This is a genomic window from Nostocoides japonicum T1-X7 (assembly GCF_001046855.1).
Taxonomy (GTDB): Bacteria; Actinomycetota; Actinomycetes; order Actinomycetales; family Dermatophilaceae; genus Nostocoides; species Nostocoides japonicum.
Genome location: NZ_HF570958.1, coordinates 4,118,098 through 4,138,948, shown reverse-complemented (window position 1 = coordinate 4,138,948; position 20,851 = coordinate 4,118,098). Strand labels below are relative to the sequence as shown.

At 71.4% G+C, this 20,851-nt stretch carries 21 protein-coding genes; 10 read left to right on the top strand and 11 right to left on the bottom strand.

Annotation, left to right across the window (positions count from 1 at the left end; all coding sequences use genetic code 11):
- Nucleotides 1-75: 75 nt before the first annotated feature.
- A complete protein-coding gene (locus BN12_RS18775) occupies nt 76-1,506 on the bottom strand; it encodes a dihydrolipoyl dehydrogenase family protein (RefSeq protein ID WP_048554885.1) in 1,431 nt (476 codons plus the stop codon).
- A 235-nt stretch (nt 1,507-1,741) separates the two neighbouring features.
- Here BN12_RS18775 and trhA point away from each other — a divergent pair, with 235 nt between their 5' ends.
- Nucleotides 1,742-2,431, top strand: a complete 690-nt coding sequence (gene trhA, locus BN12_RS18770; RefSeq protein WP_048554881.1) for a PAQR family membrane homeostasis protein TrhA — start codon at nt 1,742-1,744, stop codon at nt 2,429-2,431.
- A 105-nt stretch (nt 2,432-2,536) separates the two neighbouring features.
- Here the strand turns inward: trhA and BN12_RS18765 are convergent, their stop codons facing one another.
- Nucleotides 2,537-2,833 carry a hypothetical protein gene (locus BN12_RS18765; RefSeq protein ID WP_157635565.1) on the bottom strand — a complete coding sequence of 99 codons (297 nt, stop codon included), beginning with the start codon at nt 2,831-2,833 and terminating at the stop codon, nt 2,537-2,539.
- The gene (gene mca, locus BN12_RS18760) at nt 2,833-3,804 is read right to left on the bottom strand and encodes a mycothiol conjugate amidase Mca (protein ID WP_053080096.1); all 972 of its coding nucleotides are present in this window, start codon (nt 3,802-3,804) and stop codon (nt 2,833-2,835) included. Before mca ends, BN12_RS18765 begins: the two co-directional genes overlap by 1 nt.
- A 112-nt stretch (nt 3,805-3,916) precedes the next feature.
- Between mca and BN12_RS18755 the strand changes: the two genes are divergently transcribed.
- Both BN12_RS18755 and greA read left to right on the top strand, forming a co-directional pair.
- Entirely contained in the window at nt 3,917-4,288 is a 372-nt protein-coding gene (locus BN12_RS18755) for a DUF4307 domain-containing protein (RefSeq protein WP_048554877.1), read from the top strand.
- 424 nt (nt 4,289-4,712) lie between these two features.
- Nucleotides 4,713-5,210, top strand: coding sequence for a transcription elongation factor GreA (gene greA / locus BN12_RS18750; RefSeq protein WP_048554875.1), 498 nt, complete (start codon nt 4,713-4,715; stop codon nt 5,208-5,210).
- 24 nt (nt 5,211-5,234) lie between these two features.
- Here greA and ilvA read toward each other — a convergent pair whose 3' ends face one another.
- From ilvA to BN12_RS18730, 4 genes are all read right to left on the bottom strand, one after another.
- Entirely contained in the window at nt 5,235-6,446 is a 1,212-nt protein-coding gene (gene ilvA / locus BN12_RS18745; RefSeq protein ID WP_048556599.1) for a threonine ammonia-lyase, read from the bottom strand.
- Between the two features lie 10 nt (nt 6,447-6,456).
- Entirely contained in the window at nt 6,457-7,938 is a 1,482-nt protein-coding gene (locus tag BN12_RS18740) for a glutamate mutase L (protein ID WP_048554872.1), read from the bottom strand.
- Between the two features lie 106 nt (nt 7,939-8,044).
- Nucleotides 8,045-9,208, bottom strand: a complete 1,164-nt coding sequence (locus BN12_RS18735; protein ID WP_048554870.1) for a cystathionine gamma-synthase — start codon at nt 9,206-9,208, stop codon at nt 8,045-8,047.
- A 106-nt stretch (nt 9,209-9,314) separates the two neighbouring features.
- A complete protein-coding gene (locus BN12_RS18730; protein WP_048554868.1) occupies nt 9,315-9,644 on the bottom strand; it encodes a DMT family transporter in 330 nt (109 codons plus the stop codon).
- Nucleotides 9,645-9,740: 96 nt separating this feature from the next.
- Between BN12_RS18730 and BN12_RS18725 the strand changes: the two genes are divergently transcribed.
- Together BN12_RS18725 and BN12_RS18720 are read left to right on the top strand one after the other, a co-directional pair.
- A complete protein-coding gene (locus BN12_RS18725; protein WP_048556598.1) occupies nt 9,741-10,349 on the top strand; it encodes a TetR/AcrR family transcriptional regulator in 609 nt (202 codons plus the stop codon).
- Nucleotides 10,350-10,460: 111 nt separating this feature from the next.
- Nucleotides 10,461-11,534 (top strand): alpha/beta fold hydrolase, encoded by a 1,074-nt coding sequence (locus BN12_RS18720; RefSeq protein ID WP_048554866.1) that lies wholly within the window; start codon nt 10,461-10,463, stop codon nt 11,532-11,534.
- Nucleotides 11,535-11,972: 438 nt separating this feature from the next.
- On the opposite strand, the gene BN12_RS18715 is transcribed toward BN12_RS18720, so the two are convergent.
- Nucleotides 11,973-12,956: a homocysteine S-methyltransferase family protein gene (locus BN12_RS18715; RefSeq protein ID WP_048554864.1), complete on the bottom strand. Its 984-nt coding sequence runs from the start codon at nt 12,954-12,956 to the stop codon at nt 11,973-11,975.
- Between the two features lie 68 nt (nt 12,957-13,024).
- On the opposite strand from BN12_RS18715, the gene BN12_RS18710 reads away from it, so the two are divergent.
- Complete coding sequence (locus BN12_RS18710; RefSeq protein ID WP_048554862.1) at nt 13,025-13,690, top strand: TetR/AcrR family transcriptional regulator; 666 nt, start codon at nt 13,025-13,027, stop codon at nt 13,688-13,690.
- Here the strand turns inward: BN12_RS18710 and BN12_RS18705 are convergent.
- Nucleotides 13,614-14,642, bottom strand: coding sequence for a GNAT family N-acetyltransferase (locus tag BN12_RS18705; protein ID WP_048554860.1), 1,029 nt, complete (start codon nt 14,640-14,642; stop codon nt 13,614-13,616). The genes BN12_RS18710 and BN12_RS18705 overlap by 77 nt on opposite strands.
- Nucleotides 14,643-14,771: 129 nt before the next feature.
- On the opposite strand from BN12_RS18705, the gene msrA reads away from it, so the two are divergent.
- Entirely contained in the window at nt 14,772-15,473 is a 702-nt protein-coding gene (msrA, locus tag BN12_RS18700) for a peptide-methionine (S)-S-oxide reductase MsrA (protein ID WP_048554858.1), read from the top strand.
- Between the two features lie 320 nt (nt 15,474-15,793).
- Here the strand turns inward: msrA and BN12_RS18695 are convergent, their stop codons facing one another.
- A complete protein-coding gene (locus BN12_RS18695; protein WP_053080092.1) occupies nt 15,794-17,596 on the bottom strand; it encodes a potassium channel family protein in 1,803 nt (600 codons plus the stop codon).
- A 12-nt stretch (nt 17,597-17,608) separates the two neighbouring features.
- On the bottom strand, nt 17,609-17,995 hold the full coding sequence (locus BN12_RS18690; RefSeq protein WP_048554856.1) for a DUF6394 family protein: 387 nt from the start codon (nt 17,993-17,995) through the stop codon (nt 17,609-17,611).
- Nucleotides 17,996-18,265: 270 nt separating this feature from the next.
- Between BN12_RS18690 and BN12_RS18685 the strand changes: the two genes are divergently transcribed.
- The 3 genes from BN12_RS18685 (at nt 18,266) to BN12_RS18675 (ending at nt 20,653) form a co-directional block, all read left to right on the top strand.
- A complete protein-coding gene (locus tag BN12_RS18685; RefSeq protein ID WP_235432466.1) occupies nt 18,266-18,751 on the top strand; it encodes an Hsp20/alpha crystallin family protein in 486 nt (161 codons plus the stop codon).
- 157 nt (nt 18,752-18,908) lie between these two features.
- Entirely contained in the window at nt 18,909-19,298 is a 390-nt protein-coding gene (locus BN12_RS18680) for a glyoxalase superfamily protein (protein WP_048554852.1), read from the top strand.
- Nucleotides 19,295-20,653 carry a 6-phospho-beta-glucosidase gene (locus BN12_RS18675; protein ID WP_048554850.1) on the top strand — a complete coding sequence of 453 codons (1,359 nt, stop codon included), beginning with the start codon at nt 19,295-19,297 and terminating at the stop codon, nt 20,651-20,653. Before BN12_RS18680 ends, BN12_RS18675 begins: the two co-directional genes overlap by 4 nt.
- Nucleotides 20,654-20,851: the final 198 nt, after the last annotated feature.

The following is a 20,851-nucleotide window of genomic DNA, read 5'->3' as shown; positions in this document are numbered from 1 at the left end:
GGGCGGCCGGGCCGACGCGGGCGGCCGGGCCGACGCGGGACGGCGGAGCGGCGGAGCGGCCCGCGCCCCGGCGTGTCACAGGCCGTACTCCTCCAGGAGCCGCAGCCAGATCTCGCTCATCGTCGGGAAGGACGGCACGGCGTGCCAGAGGCGGGTCAGCGGGACCTCGCCGACGACGGCGATCGTCGCCGCGTGGACGAGCTCGGCGACGTCCTGGCCGACGAACGTGCACCCGACGATGACTCCGCGGTCCTCGTCGACGACGATGCGGGCCTGCCCCTGGTACCCCTCAGCCTGCAGACCCGCACCGGCGGCCGCATCCATCGGCACGTCGACGACCCGGGTGCGGATGCCCCGTTCCTGCGCCTCGGAGGCGGTGAGCCCCACGGCGGAGACCTCCGGATCGGTGAAGACGACCTGCGGGGAGCCGAGCCGGGTCGCATACGGGACGAACGCGGGGTCGTCCTCGTCACGGCCGGCCGCTCGAGCGGCGATGAGGTCGCCGCACGCCCGGGCCTGGTACTTGCCCATGTGCGTGAGCAGGGCGATGCCGACGACGTCGCCCACCCCGTAGAGCCACGGGGCGCCGTCGGGGGTCCGCACCCCGGGGACGGTCATCCTCTCGTCGACGGACAGGTACCCCTGGTCGTTCAGCGCCGCCCCGACCGCGTCGAGCCCGAGATCGCGCGAGTTCGGCGTGCGGCCGACGGCGCACAGCAGCTCGTCGCCCTCGACGGCCCGGCCGCCGGCGACATGGAGCGTCACCGGGCCGCCGGGGGTGGGGCGCTCGACGCGCTCGGCCTTGGCGTCGAGCAGGATCGTCACGCCCGCCTCCTCGAGGGCCTTGCGCACCGCCTCCCCCGCGAAGTCCTCGGTCCGGCCGAGCAGGCGGGGCGCCATCTCGACGATCGTCACCTGCGAGCCGAGCGCGGCATACACCGTCGCCAGCTCACAGGCGACGACGCCCCCGCCGAGGACGACGAGGCGCTCCGGGACGGTATGCGATGTCGTCGCCTCGATGTTCGTCCACGGTGCCGCGTCGCGCAGTCCGGGCAGGTTCGGGACCGCCGGGCTCGACCCGGTCGCGACGACGACGGCGTGGGCGGCCCGATAGGTCGTGCCGTCGACCTCGACGGTCCGCTCGCCGGTGATCCGCGCCTCGCCGCGGAGCGGGACGAGACCGGCGTGTTCGGCCCAGCCGATCTGTCCGCTGTCGTCGAGGTTGTTGATCCAGATGTCCCTCCGGTGCAGCACCCCCGAGACCTCGATGCGCGCTCCCTCGCTGCCCTCGACGCGGTTCGACGCATGCGTCGCGTGGATCGGCCGCAGCAGCGCCTTGCTCGGACTGCACGCGTAGTAGCTGCACTCCCCGCCGAACAGCCGCCGCTCGACGAGCGCCACCGACAGCCCACCGCGGTGGACCCGGTCCGCGCAGACCTCGCCGACGGGCCCGGCCCCGATGACGATGACGTCGTATGCGGTCTGCTCCGTCGCGCTGCCGGTCACCGTGCCACCCTACGGCCGCACGCGCCGCGCGGCCCCTCGAGTTCCTGGACGCGTCTCGACCGAGTTCTCCGACAGCACTCGACCTCCTCGGCACCTGACCGTGGACGGAGAAGTTGCGTTCGGACGGAGGAACTTCCCCGTCCGAACGCAACTCCTCCGTCCGGAGTTGAGGGACAGCCCCGTCTCGCGACCTTACGGTTTAGTAACCTACGGTCCCGTAGGTTACGCTTGAGGCATGGCGGTACGCCCTCTCTCCCCTGTCTCGTCCGGGCCCGTGGCGAGCTTCGTCAAGCCCCGGTTACGAGGCTGGCTCCACACCGGCATGGCTCCGGTCGCGTTCGTCGCCGGCCTCGTCCTCGTCGTGCTGTGCCCCACGCCGGCCGCGCGCTGGTCGGCTGCCGTCTTCACGACGACTGCCGTCCTGCTCTTCGGCACCTCGGCCGTCTACCACCGGGGGACGTGGGGGCCACGGCTCGCCGGCCTGCTCAAGCGCCTCGACCACTCGAACATCTTCCTCATCATCGCCGGCACCTATACGCCGTTCGCGCTCGTGCTGCCTGACGACCAGGGGCGTCAGCTCCTCCTCATCGTCTGGAGCGGTGCCCTTCTCGGCGTCCTCTTCCGCACCCTGTGGGTGGGCGCTCCCCGCTGGCTCTATACGCCGGTCTACGTGCTCCTCGGCTGGGTCGCCATCTTCTATCTCGGACCGCTCCTGCGGTACGGCGGCGTCGCCATGGTCTCCCTCGTCGTCCTCGGCGGCCTCTGCTACACCCTCGGCGCCCTCGTCTACGCAACGAAGCGGCCCAATCCGTCGCACCGGTGGTTCGGCTTCCACGAGATCTTCCACGCCTTGACGATCGCGGGATTCACGGCGCACTACATCGCAGCGTCCATGGTCCTCTACTCCCAGCCGGCGGCCGCCTAGCCCGCGCCGAGCCTCGGCCGGATGCTCTCCGGTCGATGGTCGACGTATCGGCCGATGGCCGGCGGATCCATCAGACCCCCACCCGGTGGGCCGCTGCCGGATCGGTCAGTCGTCGGTGTTCTGGTCGTCGGCCTGACGACCGTCACCCGGCCGCTTGCGGCGGGCCGACCGCTCGGCGGCCGACCGGTCGGCGGCCGACCGGTCGTCGCTCGCCCCGTCCGTCGAACCCTCGCCCTCCCAGGCCTGGGGATCCTCGCCCGTGCGGTGGGCATCACGCTGGCGATACGTCATCCGCCGCATCCGCGCGGTCATGTTGCGCATGAGGAGGTAGAGCGCGATCGCGAGCACGGCGAAGGCGACGAAGCCCCACACCCCCGGGGTGACGTCTGCACTGGGTGGCATCAGGACTCCTCGTCAGGACGATCGTCGGCAGTGAGCTCGTCGGCGGGGCGGTTGTCCCGGACGACCGTGAGGTCCGGTCGCGTGGCGAGCCGGTCGGCCTCGGCGACGTCGGCGGGTATGCCGACGAACAGGTCGTCCTCCTCCTCGGGCCCCTCGACGTAGGAGACCGCGAGCTCGTACTCCTCGGTCGGCCAGATCCGCGCCTGGACGTCACGGGGAACCCGGAACCACGACCCACCGGGATCCACCTGGGTGGCGTGCGCGAGGAGGGCGGCGTCCCTCACGTCGAAGTACTTCGCGCACTCGATGCGCGTCGTCGCGATCCGGGTGCCGCGGTCGTCCCACCGAGCCAGCCACTCGGCATACGGGCTCTCCTCCCCCATCGCGAGGAGCGCCTCGTGGAGGGCGACGATCCGGCCCTTGTTCATCTGGAGGTTGTAGTAGAGCTTGAGCGGCTGCCACGGCGCACCGGTGTGCGGGTATGCGGAGGGGTCACCGGCCGCCTCGAACGCCCCCATCGACACGACGTGGCACATGATGTGGTCGGGATGGGGGTAGCCGCCGCGCTCGTCGTACGTCGTCATGACGTGCGGGCGGAACCGCCGCACCTCGTGGACGAGGGCCTCGACCGTCACCTCGAGGGGCTCGAGGGCGAAGCAGCCCTCCGGCAGCGGCGGAGGCGGGTCCCCCTCGGGGAGTCCGGAGTCGACGAACCCGAGCCACGTGTGCCCGACGCCGAGGATCTCCTGGGCCCGGGCCATCTCGTCGCGCCGGACCTGGGCGATGTCGCGCAGGATGTGCGGGTCGTCGGCGAGGTTGGGGTTGAGGATGTCGCCGCGCTCGCCGCCGGTGCACGACACGACGAGGACGTCGACGCCCTCGTCGACGTACTTGGCCATCGTCGCGGCACCCTTGCTCGACTCGTCGTCGGGGTGCGCATGGACACACATGAGGCGCAACCGCTCCGCCACGTCGTCAGACCTTCCGTCAGGCACTCGATCGGTATCACCCACAATGACAGCGGGTGGACGCATCTGTTCATCCTCTCACCCGCGTCCGACTCCGCCCGCCGAAGGACCTCGTATGCCGCTTCCTCGCCCCGCGCCGGAGAACCGCCGCTGGTGGATCGTGGGGACGGTGGCCATCGTCCTCGCCGTCGTCCTCGTCACCTGGCTGACCCTGCTCAACACCGTGGGGCAGGTGACCTCGACGGTGACCGGGTACCACGTCGTCGACGACGCGACGGTGACGCTCGACTTCGACGTCCACCGGCCGGAGGGGGCCGCGGTCCACTGCACGGTCCAGGCGCTCAACAGCGAGTACTCCGTCGTCGGGACGCTCGAGGTCGACATCCCCGCCGAGGGCGCCCGGTCGATCCATCGCCACGTGACGATCCGGACGGCCAGCCGGGCGGTGACCGGCACCGTCGACAGCTGCGCCAAGGCCGGCCCCTGACCCATCCCGTCCCCGGTCGCGTGGTCCGCGTCGACACCACACGCACCCGGGGAGCCCCGAGCCCCGAGCCCCGAGCCCCGAGCCCCGAGCCCCGAGCCCCGAGCCCCGCTGACGCTTTATCGGGTGACCCGACAACACTGACCTTCACCCGACAACGAGAGTCGGGTGAAGCTCAGTGTTCCGGGGTGGCCCGATAAAGCGTCAGGGCTGAGGCTCAGTCGTCCGGGCTCACCCCCTGACGCGGTCGGCTCTCGGCGGAGGCCTCGGGTGACCGCATCGTGACCGCCGGGTTTGGCATCATTCGACGGGGCCGGGCTACAGTGGGTCTTTGCACTCATGGGTCTGGGCCGCCAGGCGGCCCGGGCCTTCGCGCATTCCGGGGGTGGTTGCTCCCGGTGCGCGCGACCGCAGGATGGATGGAGAGATGACCGTGAGCGACAACGTGACGACAGCGAACTACCTCACTCAGGAGACCTACGACCGTCTCAAGAGTGAGCTCGAGGAGCTGTCCGGTCCGGGTCGGATCGAGATCGCGAAGCGGATCGAGGCCGCCCGGCTCGAGGGCGACCTGCGCGAGAACGGCGGCTACCACGCCGCCAAGGACGAGCAGGGAAAGATGGAGGCTCGCATCCGGCAGCTCACCCAGCTGCTCGACAACGCGATCATCGGCGCGGCACCCGCCGACACGGGCGTCGTCGGGTCCGGCATGGACGTGACGGTCGAGCTGTTCGGCGACACCATGCGCTTCCTGCTCGGCTCCCGGGAGATCGGCGACGACGCCGACATCGAGGTCTACAGCGAGCAGTCACCCCTCGGCGCGGCCATCATGGGCAAGAAGGTCGGCGACAGCGCCTCCTACGAGGCACCCAACGGCAAGCAGATCGAGGTCAAGATCCTCGAGGTCACCCCGCACGCCCATTGATCGACGGTTCCCGCGGCTTCGCGCTCAGGGGCGCAGGAGCGCGTAGCCCTTGGCGCGCAGCGCCCGCAGGACGTCCTCGCAGTGGGCGGGACCCTTCGTCTCCAGCTGGACGCTGATGTCGACGTCGTAGACCTCGAGGGTGTCAGAGGTCCGCAGATGCTCGACGTCGATGACGTTGGCGTCTGCCTCCGCACAGTCCATGAGCAGGCGGGCCAGCGACCCCGGACGGTCGGGTACGCGGACCTTGACGGTGAGGTACCGGCCGCCGGCCGTCATACCGTGCCGGATGATCCGCAGCATGAGGAGCGGGTCGATGTTGCCGCCGGAGAGGATGGCGACGACGGGCCCGTCCCACAGCTGCTCCCGCGCCTCGATGAGCCGGGCCACGGCCGCGGCGCCCGCCGGCTCGACGACGAGCTTGGCCCGTTCGAGGAGGAACAGCGCGGCCCGCGACAGGCCGTTCTCGGAGACCGTCTCGACGCGGTCGACCTCGTCGCGGACGATGGGGAAGGTGACCTGACCCGGGAGCCCGACGGCGATGCCGTCGGCCATCGTCGCCATGTTCTCGAACAGCGTCGGCTCTCCCCTCCGCAGCGAGAGGGGGTATGCCGCGGCCTGCTCCGCCTGGACCCCGATGACCCGGACGTCCGGCTTGAGGGCCTTCGCGGCGATCGCGACCCCCGAGAGCAGTCCGCCTCCACCGGTGCTGACGATGATGGTCCGCACGTCGGGGCACTGCTCGACGATCTCCAGTCCGCACGTGCCCTGTCCCGCCACGATGTCGGGGTGGTCGAACGGGTGGATGAGCGTCGCACCCGACTCCTCGGCCCACGTCTTCGCCGCCGCGAGGCACTCCTCGAGGGTCGTGCCGAGCTGCTCGACCGTGGCGCCGTAACCCCGCGTCGCGGCGAGCTTGGGCATCGGTGCCCCGAGCGGCATGTAGATCCGCGCGTCGATCCCGAGCATCTGCGCCGCGAGCGCGACCCCTTGGGCATGGTTGCCGGCGCTCGCGGCGACGACCCCCCGCGCCTTCTCGTCGGCGGAGAGCCGTGAGATCCGCGTGTACGCCCCGCGGATCTTGAACGACCCGGCGCGTTGGAGGTTCTCGCACTTGAGGTACACCTCGGCGCCGGCCCGCTCGGACAGGGCGCGGTTGTGCTCCATGGGCGTGCGCCGGGCCACCCCCTCGAGCAGCTGGTCCGCGGCCCGGATGTCGTCGAGGGTCACCACTGGCATGGTTCGCACGCTACCCCGCCCCCACCACCGACGACACGAGTCCCCGGGCGAGGTCCGGATGGTCGGGGGCGAGGAGCCCGACGGCGAACAAGACGTATGCCGTGTCGACCGCTGCCGTCGCGCCGCGCGGGGTCCGCCAGCCGCCCGGGTGGTCGGTGAGGACGGCCTCGACGACCGCCTTCGCCCGGTCCGGTTCGGCATGCCGGAGCGCCCCGCCGGAGCCGACCGCCAGCCGCACATCGTGCAAGGGACGCGGTCCCTCCGACGGCGCCTGCGGCCGGGCGTGCCGGCGAACGGCGACGACGGCAGCCGCTGTCGCGAGCTCCAGCTCGTATGCCGTCTCCTCCGCTCCCGTCGGCAGGTGCCCGACCTCGGCGGCCACGGTTCCCGCATACCCACGGGCTCCCTCGGACAGGGCGAGGCGTTCGGTGTCGGCCGCGGCGACGACGCCGAGGGCGTTCCATCGCATCCCGAGATCACCCTCGACCGTCCGCGCCTCCCGGAGCTGGCCGACGACGTCCCCGCGTGGCGCCCTCAACCCGGCGACCTCCGCACGTGCCGACTTATCGTTGTCGCCAGCCGATCCCGACGACATCAACTCGGCACCTGCGGGCTTTCCGTGGTCCCCGGGCGATCCCGACGACATCAACTCGGCACGTGCGGGCTTTCCGTGGTCGCCCGGCGACACGGACGGAGCGGCCGAGCCGAGGTCGACGACGGAGTAGACGTCGGTCGTCGCGCCGCCGACGTCGACGACGAGGACGTCGGACCGGGCGACCGAGGCGAGGACCTGGACGCCGGTCAGCATGGCGTCGGGGGTCGCGGCCCGGACCAGGCGACCGAACGCGGGCCCGCGGGACAGGCCCTTCCCGCCGATGACGTGCCGCAGGAACGTCTCGCGGATCGCGGCCCGCGCCCCGGTGGGAGCGATGACGCCGATGCGCGGCAGGACGTTGCCGGTCACGACGAACCGGCGACCCGTCGCAGCGAGCGCGGCGGCGACCTCGTCGGCCGCGTCGGCGTTGCCGGCCACGACGACGGGCGGGGCGAGACGCGCCCTCGCGAGCCGGGACGCGTTGTGCCGCAGGATGTCCGAGTTGCCGCCGTCGGTGCCGCCGACGAGGAGGACGATGTCCGGACGGGATGCGCGGAGGGCCCGCACGTCGGCCGGCGTCAGAGGCCCGGCGGCGACGTGGACGACACGGGCGCCCGCGCTGAGACCGACGCGCTCCCCCGCATGCGCCGTCACCTCGCGCTCGTACCCGACGACCGCGAGCCGCAACCCGCCCCCCGCACTGGAGCAGGCGAGCACCTCCGACGGCTCACCGAACTGGGAGAGGGCACGCCGCACCGCGGCATAACCCTCCATGACATCCGTCCCGATCGTCGTCCGGTGCGAGGCCGTGTCGAGGAGCGCACCCGAGGCGGCGTCGACGAGGACGGCCTTGGTGAACGTCGAGCCGACGTCGACACACAGGACGGGACCGGTCACGGGACGACGGCACCTCCGGCCGGCCGAGCGGGTCGACCGGATCCCGGCCGAACGGGTCGACCGGACCCCGGCCGAGCGGGCAGGCGAGTCGCGGACACGCGGGCCGTCAGGCGAGCCGGTCGAGCGCCTGGGCGAGGTCGGCCACGAGGTCCTCTGCGTCCTCGATGCCGACGGACAGCCGGATGAGGTCGGCCGGGACCTCGAGCTCGGTGCCGGCGACGGACGCGTGCGTCATCCGGGCCGGGTGCTCGATGAGGGACTCGACGCCGCCGAGCGACTCGCCGAGCGTCCACAGCTGGGTCTCGCCGCACACCTTGACGGCGACGTCCTCCCCGGCGCGGACCTGGAAGGACACCATGCCCCCGAACCGCCGCATCTGCCGGGCGGCCACGTCGTGCCCCGGGTGCTCCGGCAGCCCCGGGTAGTGGACCTTCGACACGCCCGGGTGCCCGGTGAGGAACTCGACGACCCGCTCGGCGTTGTCGCTGTGCCGCTCCATCCGCAATGCGAGCGTCTTCAGCCCGCGCTGGACCAGCCAGGAGTCGAACGGTCCGGCGATGGCGCCGACGGCGTACTGGTGGAACCCGATCCGCTCGGCGAGCGCCTCGTCCTCCCGGACGACGACGAGCCCGCCGACGATGTCGCTGTGACCTCCCGCATACTTCGTCGCGCTGTGCGTCACGACGTCGGCACCGAGCGCGAGCGGCTGCTGGAGGTACGGCGAGGCGAAGGTGTTGTCGACGACGAGGATCGCGCCCGCCTCGTGGGCGACCCCGGCGAGCGCCTCGATGTCCGCGATGCCGAGGAGGGGGTTGGTCGGCGTCTCGACCCAGAGGATCTTCGTGCGGCCCGGCCGGACCGCCGCCCGCACCGCGTCGACATCGGCGATCGGGGCGATGTCGTACTCCAGGCCCCACGGCTGCAGAACCTTGTCGAAGAGCCGGAAGGTCCCGCCGTATGCGTCGGTCGGGATGACGACGTGGTCGCCGGGAGCGACCGCCGCCCGCAGGAGCGTGTCCTGACCCGCGAGCCCCGACGCGAAGGCATACCCGCGTATGCCGCCCTCGAGGCTCGCGATGAGCACCTCGAGGGCCGTGCGCGTCGGGTTGGCGGACCGGCTGTACTCGTACCCGCCCCGGAGGTTGCCGATGCCGTCCTGCTTGTACGTCGAGGTCTGGTAGATCGGGGTGACGACCGAACCCGTCGTGGGGTCCGGGTCCTGACCGACGTGAAGCGCGCGGGAGGAGAAGCCGAGGGGTGCGTCAGACATGTCGGCCAGCGTATGCGGCCAGCCCGGCCGGTCCTCGGTGGACCGTCGTGCGGTGGACAGCCGTGCCGTAGGTCGTCATGTGGTGGACTGTCGTGCGGTGCACGCCTCAGTGGGCCGACGTGCCGTGCACGTTGAGCAGGACGACGCCGCAGATGATGAGCGCGAGGGCGGCCAGCTTGACGGGGTCGAGCCGCTCACCGAGGAAGAGGGTGCCGACGACGGCGATGCCCGCGGTCCCGAGACCGGACCAGATGGCGTACGTCGTGGCCACCGGCAACTGGTGGACGACGACGGTGAGCAGCCAGATCGCCAGCCCGTAGCCCACCACGACGACGGCGCTCCACGGCAGGTTGTGGAAGCCCTCCGCCCGCGGCAGCACGGCGGTGGCTCCCACCTCGACCGCGATGGCGGTCAACAGCAGACCCCAGGCGACCATGACACGACTCCTTCTCCGAAACGTAGCAGGTGCTACATGCACTACTGTAGCACCTGCTACGTTTCGGAGCCGACGACAGTGCAGGAGGACGCCCGCATGGCGATCGACGACGACGGGGGCCGGGCGCCGGACACCTCCGCCAGGCGGGAGGAGCTCGCCGAGGCGGCCACCGACTGGGCGCTCGACCACGGGCTCATCGGGCTGCGCCTGCGTCCGCTGGCCGGCGCGCTCGGGACGAGCGACCGGATGCTCATCTACCACTTCCACGACAAGGACGCACTCGTCGCCGCGATCCTGCGCACCTCCAACGACCGCTCCCTCGCGGTCCTCCGCTCGTTGCCCCCGTCGCCCGACGTGCGCCGCGCCGTGCTCGACCTGTGGGCGGCGCACCGGGCGGGCCAGCTCGAACGGTGCCAGCGGCTCTACGTCGAGGCCGCGGCGCTCGGCCTGTTCGGCCAGGAGCCGTATGCGCGGATCGTCCGGGACTCCAACCGGGTCTGGGTCGCCGCGGTGGCGGCCCACCTCGAGTCCGCCGGATGCCCGGCCGGAGCATCCGAGCGGCTCGCGAACCTCGTCGACGCGGCGTTCGCCGGGTTCCTCCTCGACCAGCCGCTCGGGGAGGACCGGACGCTGCACGAGTCCGTCGAGGATCTCGCCGAGGCTGCCGCGCAGATCGCCGAGGCCGCCGTCCGGGCGGTCCGCTGACCGAGCCCGGGTATGCCGGCGGGTCGGCCGGCATACCAGCGTCCCACGCGGGCCGCGTGCGTCGGTAGCGTGAGCCCTGCCCGCCCTGTCACCGCTGCCGAGGAGCCGGTCATGCCGCTGGACAACCCGTTCTACACCCCCGAGGCCCAAGGTCCGTACGAGCTGCACTCGATCGGCCGGTTCGAGCTGGAGGACGGCGGGGTCATCCCCGACCTCGAGCTGGCCGTCGCGACGTTCGGCGCGCTCAACGAGGCGAAGGACAACGCGATCCTCATCCCCACCTGGTTCTCCGGGACGCACCAGACGTGGGCCGACGTCTACATCGGCGAGGGTCGGGCGCTCGACCCGTCGAGGTACTTCATCGTCGTCGTCAACCAGATCGGCAACGGCCTGTCGACCTCCCCGCACACGACGGACGACCCGTCCATCGCGATGTCGCAGTTCCCGCACGCCCGCATCGGCGACGACGTGCGCGCCCAGGAGCAGCTGCTCCGCGAGGTCTTCGGCATCGAGCGGCTCGCGCTCGTCGTCGGCGGCTCGATGGGGGCGCAGCAGACCTACGAGTGGGCGGACCGCTTCCCCGACACGGTGCTGCGGGCCGCGCCGATCGCCGGCACCGCACAGGTGACGCCCCACGACGTCCTCTTCACCACGACGCTCATGGAGGCGATCACCTCCGACCCCGGGTTCAACGACGGCGAGTATGCCTCGCATACCGAGGTCGCCGACGGGCTGCGCCGGCACGCGGACATCTGGGCGATCATGGGCCTGTCGACGGAGTTCTGGAAGACCGAGTTCTGGCGCGGCGTGACCGTCGAGGGCGCGTCGTGGGACACCTTCGAGGAGTTCCAGGAGCGGTTCGTCGCCGGCCTCTTCCAGCTCATGGACCCCAACGCGCTGCTCCACATGGGGTGGAAGTGGGCCCGCGGCGACGTCGCCCGGCTCACCGACGGGGACCTCGCCGCCGCGCTCGGCCGCATCACCGCGAAGACGTTCGTCATGCCGATCGACGAGGACATGTTCTTCCCGGTCCGCGACTGCCTTGCCGAGCAGCAGCTCGTGCCCGGTAGCGAGCTGCGCGTCCTGCCCTCCATCGCCGGGCACTTCGGGCTCTTCGGCTTCGAGCAGACCTACCTCGACGCCGTCGACGCGAACCTCTCCGAGCTGCTCGCCACCGACGTCTGACCCCGCCGGCCCACCATCCGGCGTGCGCTGGGGCCGCTCTCTCGGCGGGCCACCATCACCCGGATCACGCTGCGCGGCGGGGTCGAGCCAGCCGGGCCTTCCCTTCGGGCGTCGACCAGGCCATGGAACATCGGGCGTGCGTCCCGTCGAGACATCGCGCGAGAGCCCGCTCGACCGCCTCCGCAGCCTGCCTCAGCAGGATCGCCGGGTTCGTCGGATCCTGCGGATCCGGGCGTTCCCAGCGTCGCCCGCTGAGCGTGAGGGACCAGTCGGCGCGCCCGCCGAGGCGCCGTCGGAGGCGCCCGGCAGGGGTATCCGTGGTGTGGGGAAACGTGATCCTCCCGCTCCGCTGGAACGGCGACGGTCGATACACCACGCGCACGTCCGGTGAAACGGGCCCGCCGACGCCCGGACGCCCGGGCGTCCAGAGCCCACCGATCAGCCAGCACCGCGGGCGGAGAGCGATACCCCCCACATGGCGGCGACATGGCGTTCGTCCGTGCCGCAGCAGCCGCCGAGGACGCGCACGTCGGGAAACGCCTGTGCGAGCGTCGCCACCTCGACCGCCAGCGTGTCCGGGTCGCCGTCGTCGAGCGTCTCCGACTCGTCGAGCTCGGCATGGGACCGCATCGACGCGTTGACCCGGAACCCGAGGACCCGCGACCGCCAATCGCCCGAAGGGGCGCCTGCAGCGGGCTTCGTCGTCGGCGCCGCGTCGAGGCCGGCACGCACGTGGGTGGGGTGGGCGCAGTTGACGAGGTAGTGGGACGGCGGCGTGTCAGCGTCCACGATGGCCACCGCCTCTGGCAGCGAGAGTCCACCAGGCAGGCGGCCGTCGGTCTCGACCGTGAACGAGATGGCGACCGGTATGCCGATGTCGGCGGCAGCTCGCGCGACACCGACCGCCTCCCCCACCTCGGTCAGGGTGAGCGCGGTCGCGAGGTCGGCCCCGGCGGCGGCGAACGCCGCCAGCTGGGGCCGGTGGTAGTCCGCCGCCTCGGCCGGGTCGACCGGCGCGCCGGGACGGTAGCCGTCTCCGCGCGGACCGACCATGCCGCTGACGACGACGGCCGGGAGCACGTCGGCGTACGTCCGGCCGAAGGCCCGCAGGAAGCGGACGGACTCCGTATTGACACGATCCAGATCCGTGCCGGCGTAGCCCACCCGAAGCGCCCAGTCGGGGTTGGCGCGCCACGTCGGTGTCTCCAGGAGCAGTCCCGCGCCGACGGCCACCGCCACCCCGGCATACCCCTCGAAGTACCTTCCGAGCAGATCGCGACCGTTCGCCGAGTCCAGCAACGGGAAGGCCGCGAACTCCGGGAGGTCGACTCCGTGGTGGAAGATCAGGTCGGTCTCCAACCCACCGTCCGTGACGAACTGCGATGTGGCGCAATGGTCGAGCGCCGCCCCGGTGCGGATCATGGGCCACCTCCGTGAACCAGACTGAACGGTCTATTTGTATCAGACCAAACAGTCTGATACAAGGGTTCATGCCACGCGATGGTTCTGCCACCAGGGAGCGCATCCTCGAGACCGCGGAGCGACTTGTCATCGACAACGGGTTCGCCGCGACCTCCGTCGACCGCGTCATCGCGGAGTCTCACTCGAGCAAGGGGTCGTTCTTCCACCACTTCGCAAGCAAGAACGACCTGGCCCGCGCGCTCGTCGAGCGCTACGCCGCCGCCGATGTCGCTCACCTGCACGCCGCGCTGGAGCACGCGCGAGCCGCGACGGACGACCCCGCGAAGCGCGTCGTCGCCTTCCTGAGCTACTTCGAGAACGACGCGGACGCCATCATGTCCGCGCAGTCCAGCTGTCTCTACGTGTCGATCCTCACCGAGCGCGACCTCGTCCTCGACGGCACGTCAGGGCAGATCGAGGAGGCAGTCGTCGCCTGGCGCGACGGTTTCGCCGAGTTGCTGCGGGCGGCACTGCCCGGACGGACACCGGCCGGCGTGGATATCGACGTGGATGCGCTGTCCGACCATGTGTTCGTCACCTTCGAGGGCGCGTTCCTGCTCTGCCGGTCGACAGGCGACTCCGGCCACATGCACCGTCAGCTCACCGTGCTGCGCCATCTCATGGAGGCCCTTCTCGGCGCCGTCGCTGCCACTCCGCCTCGTAGGCGACGGGCCGGAACCCCATCGCGACATTGACGGCGAGCATGTGCTCGTTCGTCGTGGCGTTCCACGTCCGGATCGTCGTCACCTCCGGCCGTCGGGCCCGCAGCACGGCCGCGGTGACGGCCTTCATCCGAGCGCCGAGACGGTGTCCCCGGTGCTCGCGGAGGACGAGGGTGTCGTTCTGGTAGGCGAGGTCAGGCGTGTCCGGTGAGACGGCGACGTGCGAGTATGCGACGAGCCGCCCACTCCCGAGGTGCCGGGCCGCCGCCTCGAGGCCGTAGCGCCCGGCGGACAGCTCGACGTCGATGGAGGCGCGGACCCGGTCGGCGTCCCAGCTCTCCTGCGTGAGGTCGAGCCCACCGGACGGGGCGTCGGTGCTCATCCGCGTCGCGAGGACCGCCCGGTCCGCGAGCCACCCCTGCGGCAGCGCGCCCTCCGCCCACTCGACGACATACCCGTCGGCCGGCGTCGTCAGCTCGGCGAGGTCGGCATTCGGGAGCGCGTCGAGAGACAGGTCGCTCTGGATCGAGGTGAGCGCGCACTCGTATCCCCGGGGCGCGAGGAACCGCTCGCCCGCCACGTCGTGCCCATCCGCGGGCCAGGCCGTCTCGGCCATGAGGCTCGTCCGGCCGTGCTCGGCGGCGGTCGTCTCGAGGGCGGACAGGAGGGTCGTCCCGAACCCGCGGCGCCGCTGCGTCGGGAGGACGTCGAGCACGAGGTATGCCGCGGTGGGGTTGTCCTGTTGCGGCAGGGTGACCGCTCCGGCGGCGACGACCCGCTCGCCGACCAGCCCCGCATACGTCACCCTCGCGAAGGCCTCGTAGCCGGAGAAGGCGACGTACTCCTCGAGGGTCAGGGGGCTGGCATACCGGCCCAGATCGTGCGTCGCGGAGCGGGTCCGCACCGCGACCCAGTCGGCGAGGAGCGAGCGGTCGGCCGGGTCGCCGACGTCGAGAACCCGGACGGCGAGGTGGTCGTCGGTCACGGCGCCAGCATGCCAAGCCGTCCGGGCGGCGGCGACCGAGTTTCCGCGGCCTGCCGCGCCCGGCGCTCCGTGGCGACGCCGCGACCCGCCGTCCGGGAACACCGCGTGGCCGGCGACGGTTGACCGGACATGATCTTCGGCAGCCGCAAGACAGAGATGGTGTCGCGCGAGGACGCCCTTCCCGGGCGCGACCATCCCGTGTTCTCCGTCCCCGACACGAACGAGGTCCTCGGCACCCCCCTCCACGGTCCGTGGCCGGAGGGCTCGCAGGTCCTCTACATCGCGATGGGCTGCTTCTGGGGCGCCGAGCGGATCATGTGGCGGCTGCCGGGCGTCGTGTCGACGGCGGTGGGCTACATGGGCGGGTACACGCCGAACCCGACGTACGAGGAGACGTGTACGGCGCGGACCGGTCACACCGAGACGGTCCAGGTCGTCTACGACCCCGCGGCGATCGACGCCGAGCACATCCTCAAGGCGTTCTGGGAGAACCACGACTCGACGACCGCGAGCCGGCAGGGCAACGACGTCGGCACGCAGTACCGCTCCGCCATCTTCTGGACGACTCCCGAGCAGAAGGCCGCGGCCGAGGCGACGCGGGATGCCTTCCAGCAGGAGCTGGACGCCCACGGGTTCGGCCGGATCTCGACCCAGATCGCCTCCGCCGACGAGGTCGGGCCGTTCTGGTATGCCGAGGGCTACCACCAGCAGTACCTCCACAAGAACCCCGGCGGCTACTGCAACCACGGGCCCAACGGGCTGACCTGCCCGGTCGGCCTGCTGCGCCAGGACCAGCTGCCGAGCCAGGAGTCCGTCCTCCCCCCGAGCTGACACGATGCTGGCGGTCTGGCACCCGATCGGGGTCTGAGCACCACCACCCCAGCCCTCCAGACGGCTCCCTCGCACACCGGACGGCCAACCCTGGCGGTCTGGCACCCAATCGGGGCCTGAGCACCACCTCCCCAGCCCGCTCCCTCGCACACCGGACGGCCAACCTGGCGGTCTGGCACCCAATCGGGGCCTGAGCACCACCACCCCAGCCCGCTCCCTCGCACACCGGACGGCCAACCCTGGCGGTCTGGCACCCAATCGGGGCCTGAGCACCACCACCCCCCAACCTCGCACTCCAGGCGAGCGGGCGTGTCGATGCGTCACGCCGTCGGTGTGGGATCCTTGTGGGAGAGCTTGCGCCACACCCAGCTGGCGGGAACGTGCTGCCCGAAGAGCACGTATGCCGCGGTGGCGTCGACGATGAGCGTGTTCTCCAGCGCGCGGCGCTCGAACCCGTGGCCGGCGAAGAGCATCTCGTCCCCGGGTGCGAGGACGGTGTCTCCCGCCGGCGACAGGAGCGTCTCGTCCCCGCGCCGTAGCAGGAGGGGGACGGCACGGAGCGGGCGGTCACGGTCCTCGGGGCTGCGCAGCAGGTCCTCGAGGGTGATGCGGCCCGAGCGGAGCCACGGGACGATAGCCGGCGCCTGGTAGGTGTCGAGGCCGACCTTCCACAGGGCCGGCAGCTCGAAGCCGCAGCCCTGGACGAGGCGGTCGACGAGGTCCGCCGCCCACTGATCCCCCGCCCCCGGGATGGCCTGGATGAACCGCCACAGCAGGGGTGTGCTGATCTGCGCATAGACCTCGTGGGCGACGACGTCGGTCGGCACGAGGAGGGCGTCGAGGTGCATGGCCTGGAAGAGCGGGCCGCTCGACGGACGGTTCTGCCGGGCGACGAGGAACAGCCCGGGGTTGATCCGCCGGGCGTTGGCGATCATCGACAGGTTCGTCGTGTCGTTATCCGATCCCGCGACGAGCCCGACGGCCGTGTCGAGTCTCGCCCGGGCCAGCACGGCGGGGTCGGTCGCGTCGCCGACGATGACGCCGTCGAGCCCGTCCTGGCTCCGCGTCGGCTCGATGATCGTCACGTCGAGGCCCGTAGCCCGCAGGTCGGCGGTCAGCTCACGACCGAACCGGCCGTAGCCGCACATGACCCAGCGTCCTTCCGGGGGCGGGTTCCCGCGGTCGGGCAGCGCGGCCCCTGGGCCGGCCTCCACCCAGCTGAGCAACTGGTAGGTGGCCGGCGCCTCGAGGGCCATCCGGAGCAGGTCGCCGAAGATGTCGAACGGGTTGACGACCGAGGGTGAGCCGAAGGCCCGCATCCGGTCCGCGACGGTCGGCGAGATGGTGCGGGCGACGATCGGCAGGTCCGGACGCATGAGCGCGGTCGTCATCGTCACCGAGAGGTTCGTCTCGTCGTCGTCGGTCAGCGCGATGACGCCCGAGCACTGCGGGTGGCCGAGTCCGGCGACGCTCAGATGGTGGGGATTGGCGCCGTCACCGACGAGCCCGGGGATGTCGGCGTGGTAGGTCTCGAGCTCGAGGGCGTCGATGCGCGAGCTCGCCTCGTCGATGACGACGATCCGCTGCCCGAGCGCGTCGAATGCCTTGACGAGGACCTCCCCCGCCCGGCCGTAGCCCGCGACGAGGAGGAAGGGCTCGCGCAGCCTCGCCACCTTGCGCGTGAAGCGTTGGAGGGCCAGCGCCTGCCGGAATGCCTGGTCCTGCAGGAGGGTGAGGAGCGAACCGATGGCATACGCCCATCCGACGACGGACAGGTAGATGGTGAGGGTGATCCACAGGCGTTGGGCCGGGGTGAACGTCCAGGGCAGCTCGCCGAACCCGATCGTCGTCGCCGTGTAGCTCATGACGTAGAAGGAGTCGAAGAGGCTGAACCGCGCCCGATGGCCGGACGGGTCGACTCCCGGCACGAGGGAGAGCCCGACGACGCTCACCGCGAAGATGACGATGAGGGTGATGAGGGGCGCCCGCATACGGCGCATGATGAGGAAGATCGTCGCGGAGGCCTGATCGGCGAACTCCTGGCGCGCACCGACCGACGAGGCCCTGGCCGGCTCTCGGTGACCGAAGATCTGGCTCCAGAAGACGAGCAGCGGGTTGCTCATCGCGTCAGCCCGTCACCCGCGGTGGAAGGTCACGGTCTCCGTCACGAGGAGCACGACGGAGACGATGTTGGCGAGCAGCGCGCCGCCGGACAGCGACACGACGCTCGCCGTCGCCGCCGTCGTCATCCCGTGCTGGAGAACCTCCTCGGCGGTGACCCACACGACGAGGGCGGCGGCCAGCTGGAGGTCGGCGACGAGGCTCGTCGCGAGGTGGACCGCGCCCATCTGGGACCGGTCGCCGAACTTCAGGACCGTGGCGATGAGGCTGACCGTGAAGGCGGCGAAGAGCTCGAAGACGTTGTGCACCTCGGGGCGCGAGATGTCGCCGATGAAGAAGCCGAAGTTCAAGGTGGCGGCGAGCAGGACGAAGAAGCCGAAGATGACCTTCTCGAGATTCATGCCGCCCCTCCTGGGTCCGTCACCGATGTCGCGAGGTGCTCAACTGTCTCATCCTGCCCGCCCACGGTGCGGGACGGTCCCGTCGCCGCCTTCGAGCGGGCCCTCCGCAACGCCCTCCCGAGCCCCGTCGAGCGGCGCCGCCGGAGGCGTCGTACCGGGAATGATCGACCCCTTCGAGGGGTTAGCACTCTCGTACTGAGAGTGCTAATTTAGGAGCACGGAGTACGGACGGCACCGGCCATTCTGACCGGGGCCTCGGCAGAAAGGGAGATGATGACTGTGCTTCGTTTCGACCCGTTCACCGCCGATCTCGACACGGTGACCCGGCAGCTGCTCGGGGCCGGTCTCGGCACGACCCGGGCACCCCGCTTCATGCCGGTCGACCTGTTCAAGACCGGTGACCACTACGTCCTCCTCGCGGACCTTCCCGGCGTCGATCCCGGATCGGTCGACGTCAACGTTGACAACGGCACCCTGACGCTCACGGCGGAGCGGACCTCGCGCAACGACGACGACGTCCAGTGGCTGTCGTCCGAGCGGTTCAGCGGCACCTACCGTCGCCAGCTGTCCCTCGGCGATGGCATCGACACCGACAAGATCTCCGCGACCTACGAGAACGGCGTCCTCACGGTGACCATCCCGGTCGCCGAGCGAGCGAAGGCCCGGCGCATCGAGGTGGCCCACGCCGCCTCCGGCGCGCAACCCCAGCCGACCATCGAGAGCACCGTCAGCGAGGGCACCGGCTCCACGAGCTGACGAGGGCCCGCACACCACATGCCGTAGGCGCAGCGACGCCGTGGCGCACGACGGCCGGCGAGGCGATCTGCCGCGCCGGCCGTCGGCATACCTGGTCGATGCCCCGCCGCCAGAGCACGCCGGACGCTGTCAGGGGGTGCCCCTAGCATCACCGCTCGTGACGACCGCGACGTGTGCCATCCCGATCCTGCGCATCTTCGACGAGGCGCTCGCCTACGAGTTCTACCGGGACTTCCTCGGGTTCCGCGTGCAATGGGAGCATCGCTTCGCCGACGATCTTCCGCTGTATGCCGAGGTGGTGCGTGACGACGTGCGGGTTCACCTGTCGGGGCACTTCGGCGACGGCACCCCCGGCAGCGCCGTCATCATCGAGGTCGACGACGTGCGGGCGCTCCACGACGAGCTGTCCTCGAAGCGCTACAAACACGCCCGCCCCGGAGTCGAGACGCAGCCGTGGGGCCTGGACCTCACGGTGAGCGATCCGTTCGGCAATCGGATCACCTTCCTGCAGCACGTCGACGCCGATGCGGCAGACTCAGGCGGGTGAGGCTGTGCATCGTCGGCGGGGGTGGGTTCCGGACGCCGCATGTCTGGCAGGCCGTCCTGCGGCGCAGCCGGACGGCCTGGGTCGACGAGGTCGTCCTCCATGACGTCGACCCGCACCGCCTCGCCGTCATCGAGGCCGTCCTCACCTCGCAGGCTGCGCGCCATCCGGATCCTCCACGGCTCGTCACGACGACCGACCTGCGGGAGGCCGTCGCCGGGAGCGACGCGGTGTTCGCGGCCGTCCGCGTCGGCGGACTCGACGGACGCTGTACGGACGAGCATGTCGCCCTCGACCTCGGGGTCCTCGGCCAGGAGACGACGGGTCCGGGCGGGATCGCGTATGCCCTGCGCACCGTGCCCGTCATGGTCCGGCTCGCCGAGCTCATGCGCGAGCTGGCCCCCACGGCATACCTGCTCAACTTCACCAACCCCGCGGGCATCATCACCGAGGCCACGTCGGCGGTCCTCGGTGACCGGGTCGTCGGCATCTGCGACACCCCGTCGGGCCTCGGACGCGCGGTGGTGCGAGCTCTCGGCGCCGACCCGGTGACGGTGGCCTTCGACTACGTCGGCCTCAACCACCTCGGCTGGATGCGCCGGGTCCTCATCGACGGCGACGACGTGCTCCCCGCCCTCCTCGCGGACGACGCGCTGCTCGGGCGCCTCGAGGAGACGGCGATGTTCGGCGCCGACTGGCTGCGGACGCTGGGGTGCCTGCCGAACGAGTACCTCTACTACTACGACTTCACCCGCGAGGCGGTCGCCTCCATCCGGGCCGCCGGTCGGACGCGCGGCGACTTCCTCAAGGCGACGCAGGAGGAGTTCTACCGGACGGCGCTCGCCGGGCCCGACCCCGCGGCGTACTGGCGCGAGGTGGGCGCCTGGCGCAACGCCAACTACATGGCCGAGGCGCGCGGCGCGGCCCAGGGTGAGGGCGGGCGCGAGACGGAGGACCCGGACGGGTCGGAGGAGGACGAGGGGTATGCGGGAGTCGCGGTGTCCGTCATGGCCGCCATGACGCTCGGCGAGCCGGCGACGCACATCCTCAACGTCCGCAACCGCGGCACGGTCGACGGCTTCGACGACGACGCCGTCGTCGAGATTCCGGTCCGGGTCGACGGCTCGGGCGTCCATCCGCTCCCTCTGCCGTCGCAGCCCGACCTCCATCAGCGCGGCCTCATGGAGCAGATCAAGGCCGTCGAGCGGCACGCCATCGCCGCCGCGACGACCGGCGACCGCTCCGAAGCGCTGCGGGCCTTCGCCCTCCACCCTCTGGTCGACTCGGTGACGGTGGCGCGGACGCTCCTGGACCACTACATCGCGGCTCTCCCCGACCTCGCCGCCATCCTCCGCTGACAGGACCCGACCCTGACCCGGCCGGCCCGACCAGCCACCCCGCCTCCTCGTGGCGGTCTGCCACCCGATCGGGGCCTGTGCACCACCCCGACCAGCCGACCCTGCCCCAGCGCCCGCTCACCAACCCCGACCCCTTGGCGGTCTGCCACCTAATCGGGGCCTGTGCACCACCCCGACCAGCCGACCCTGCCCCAGCGC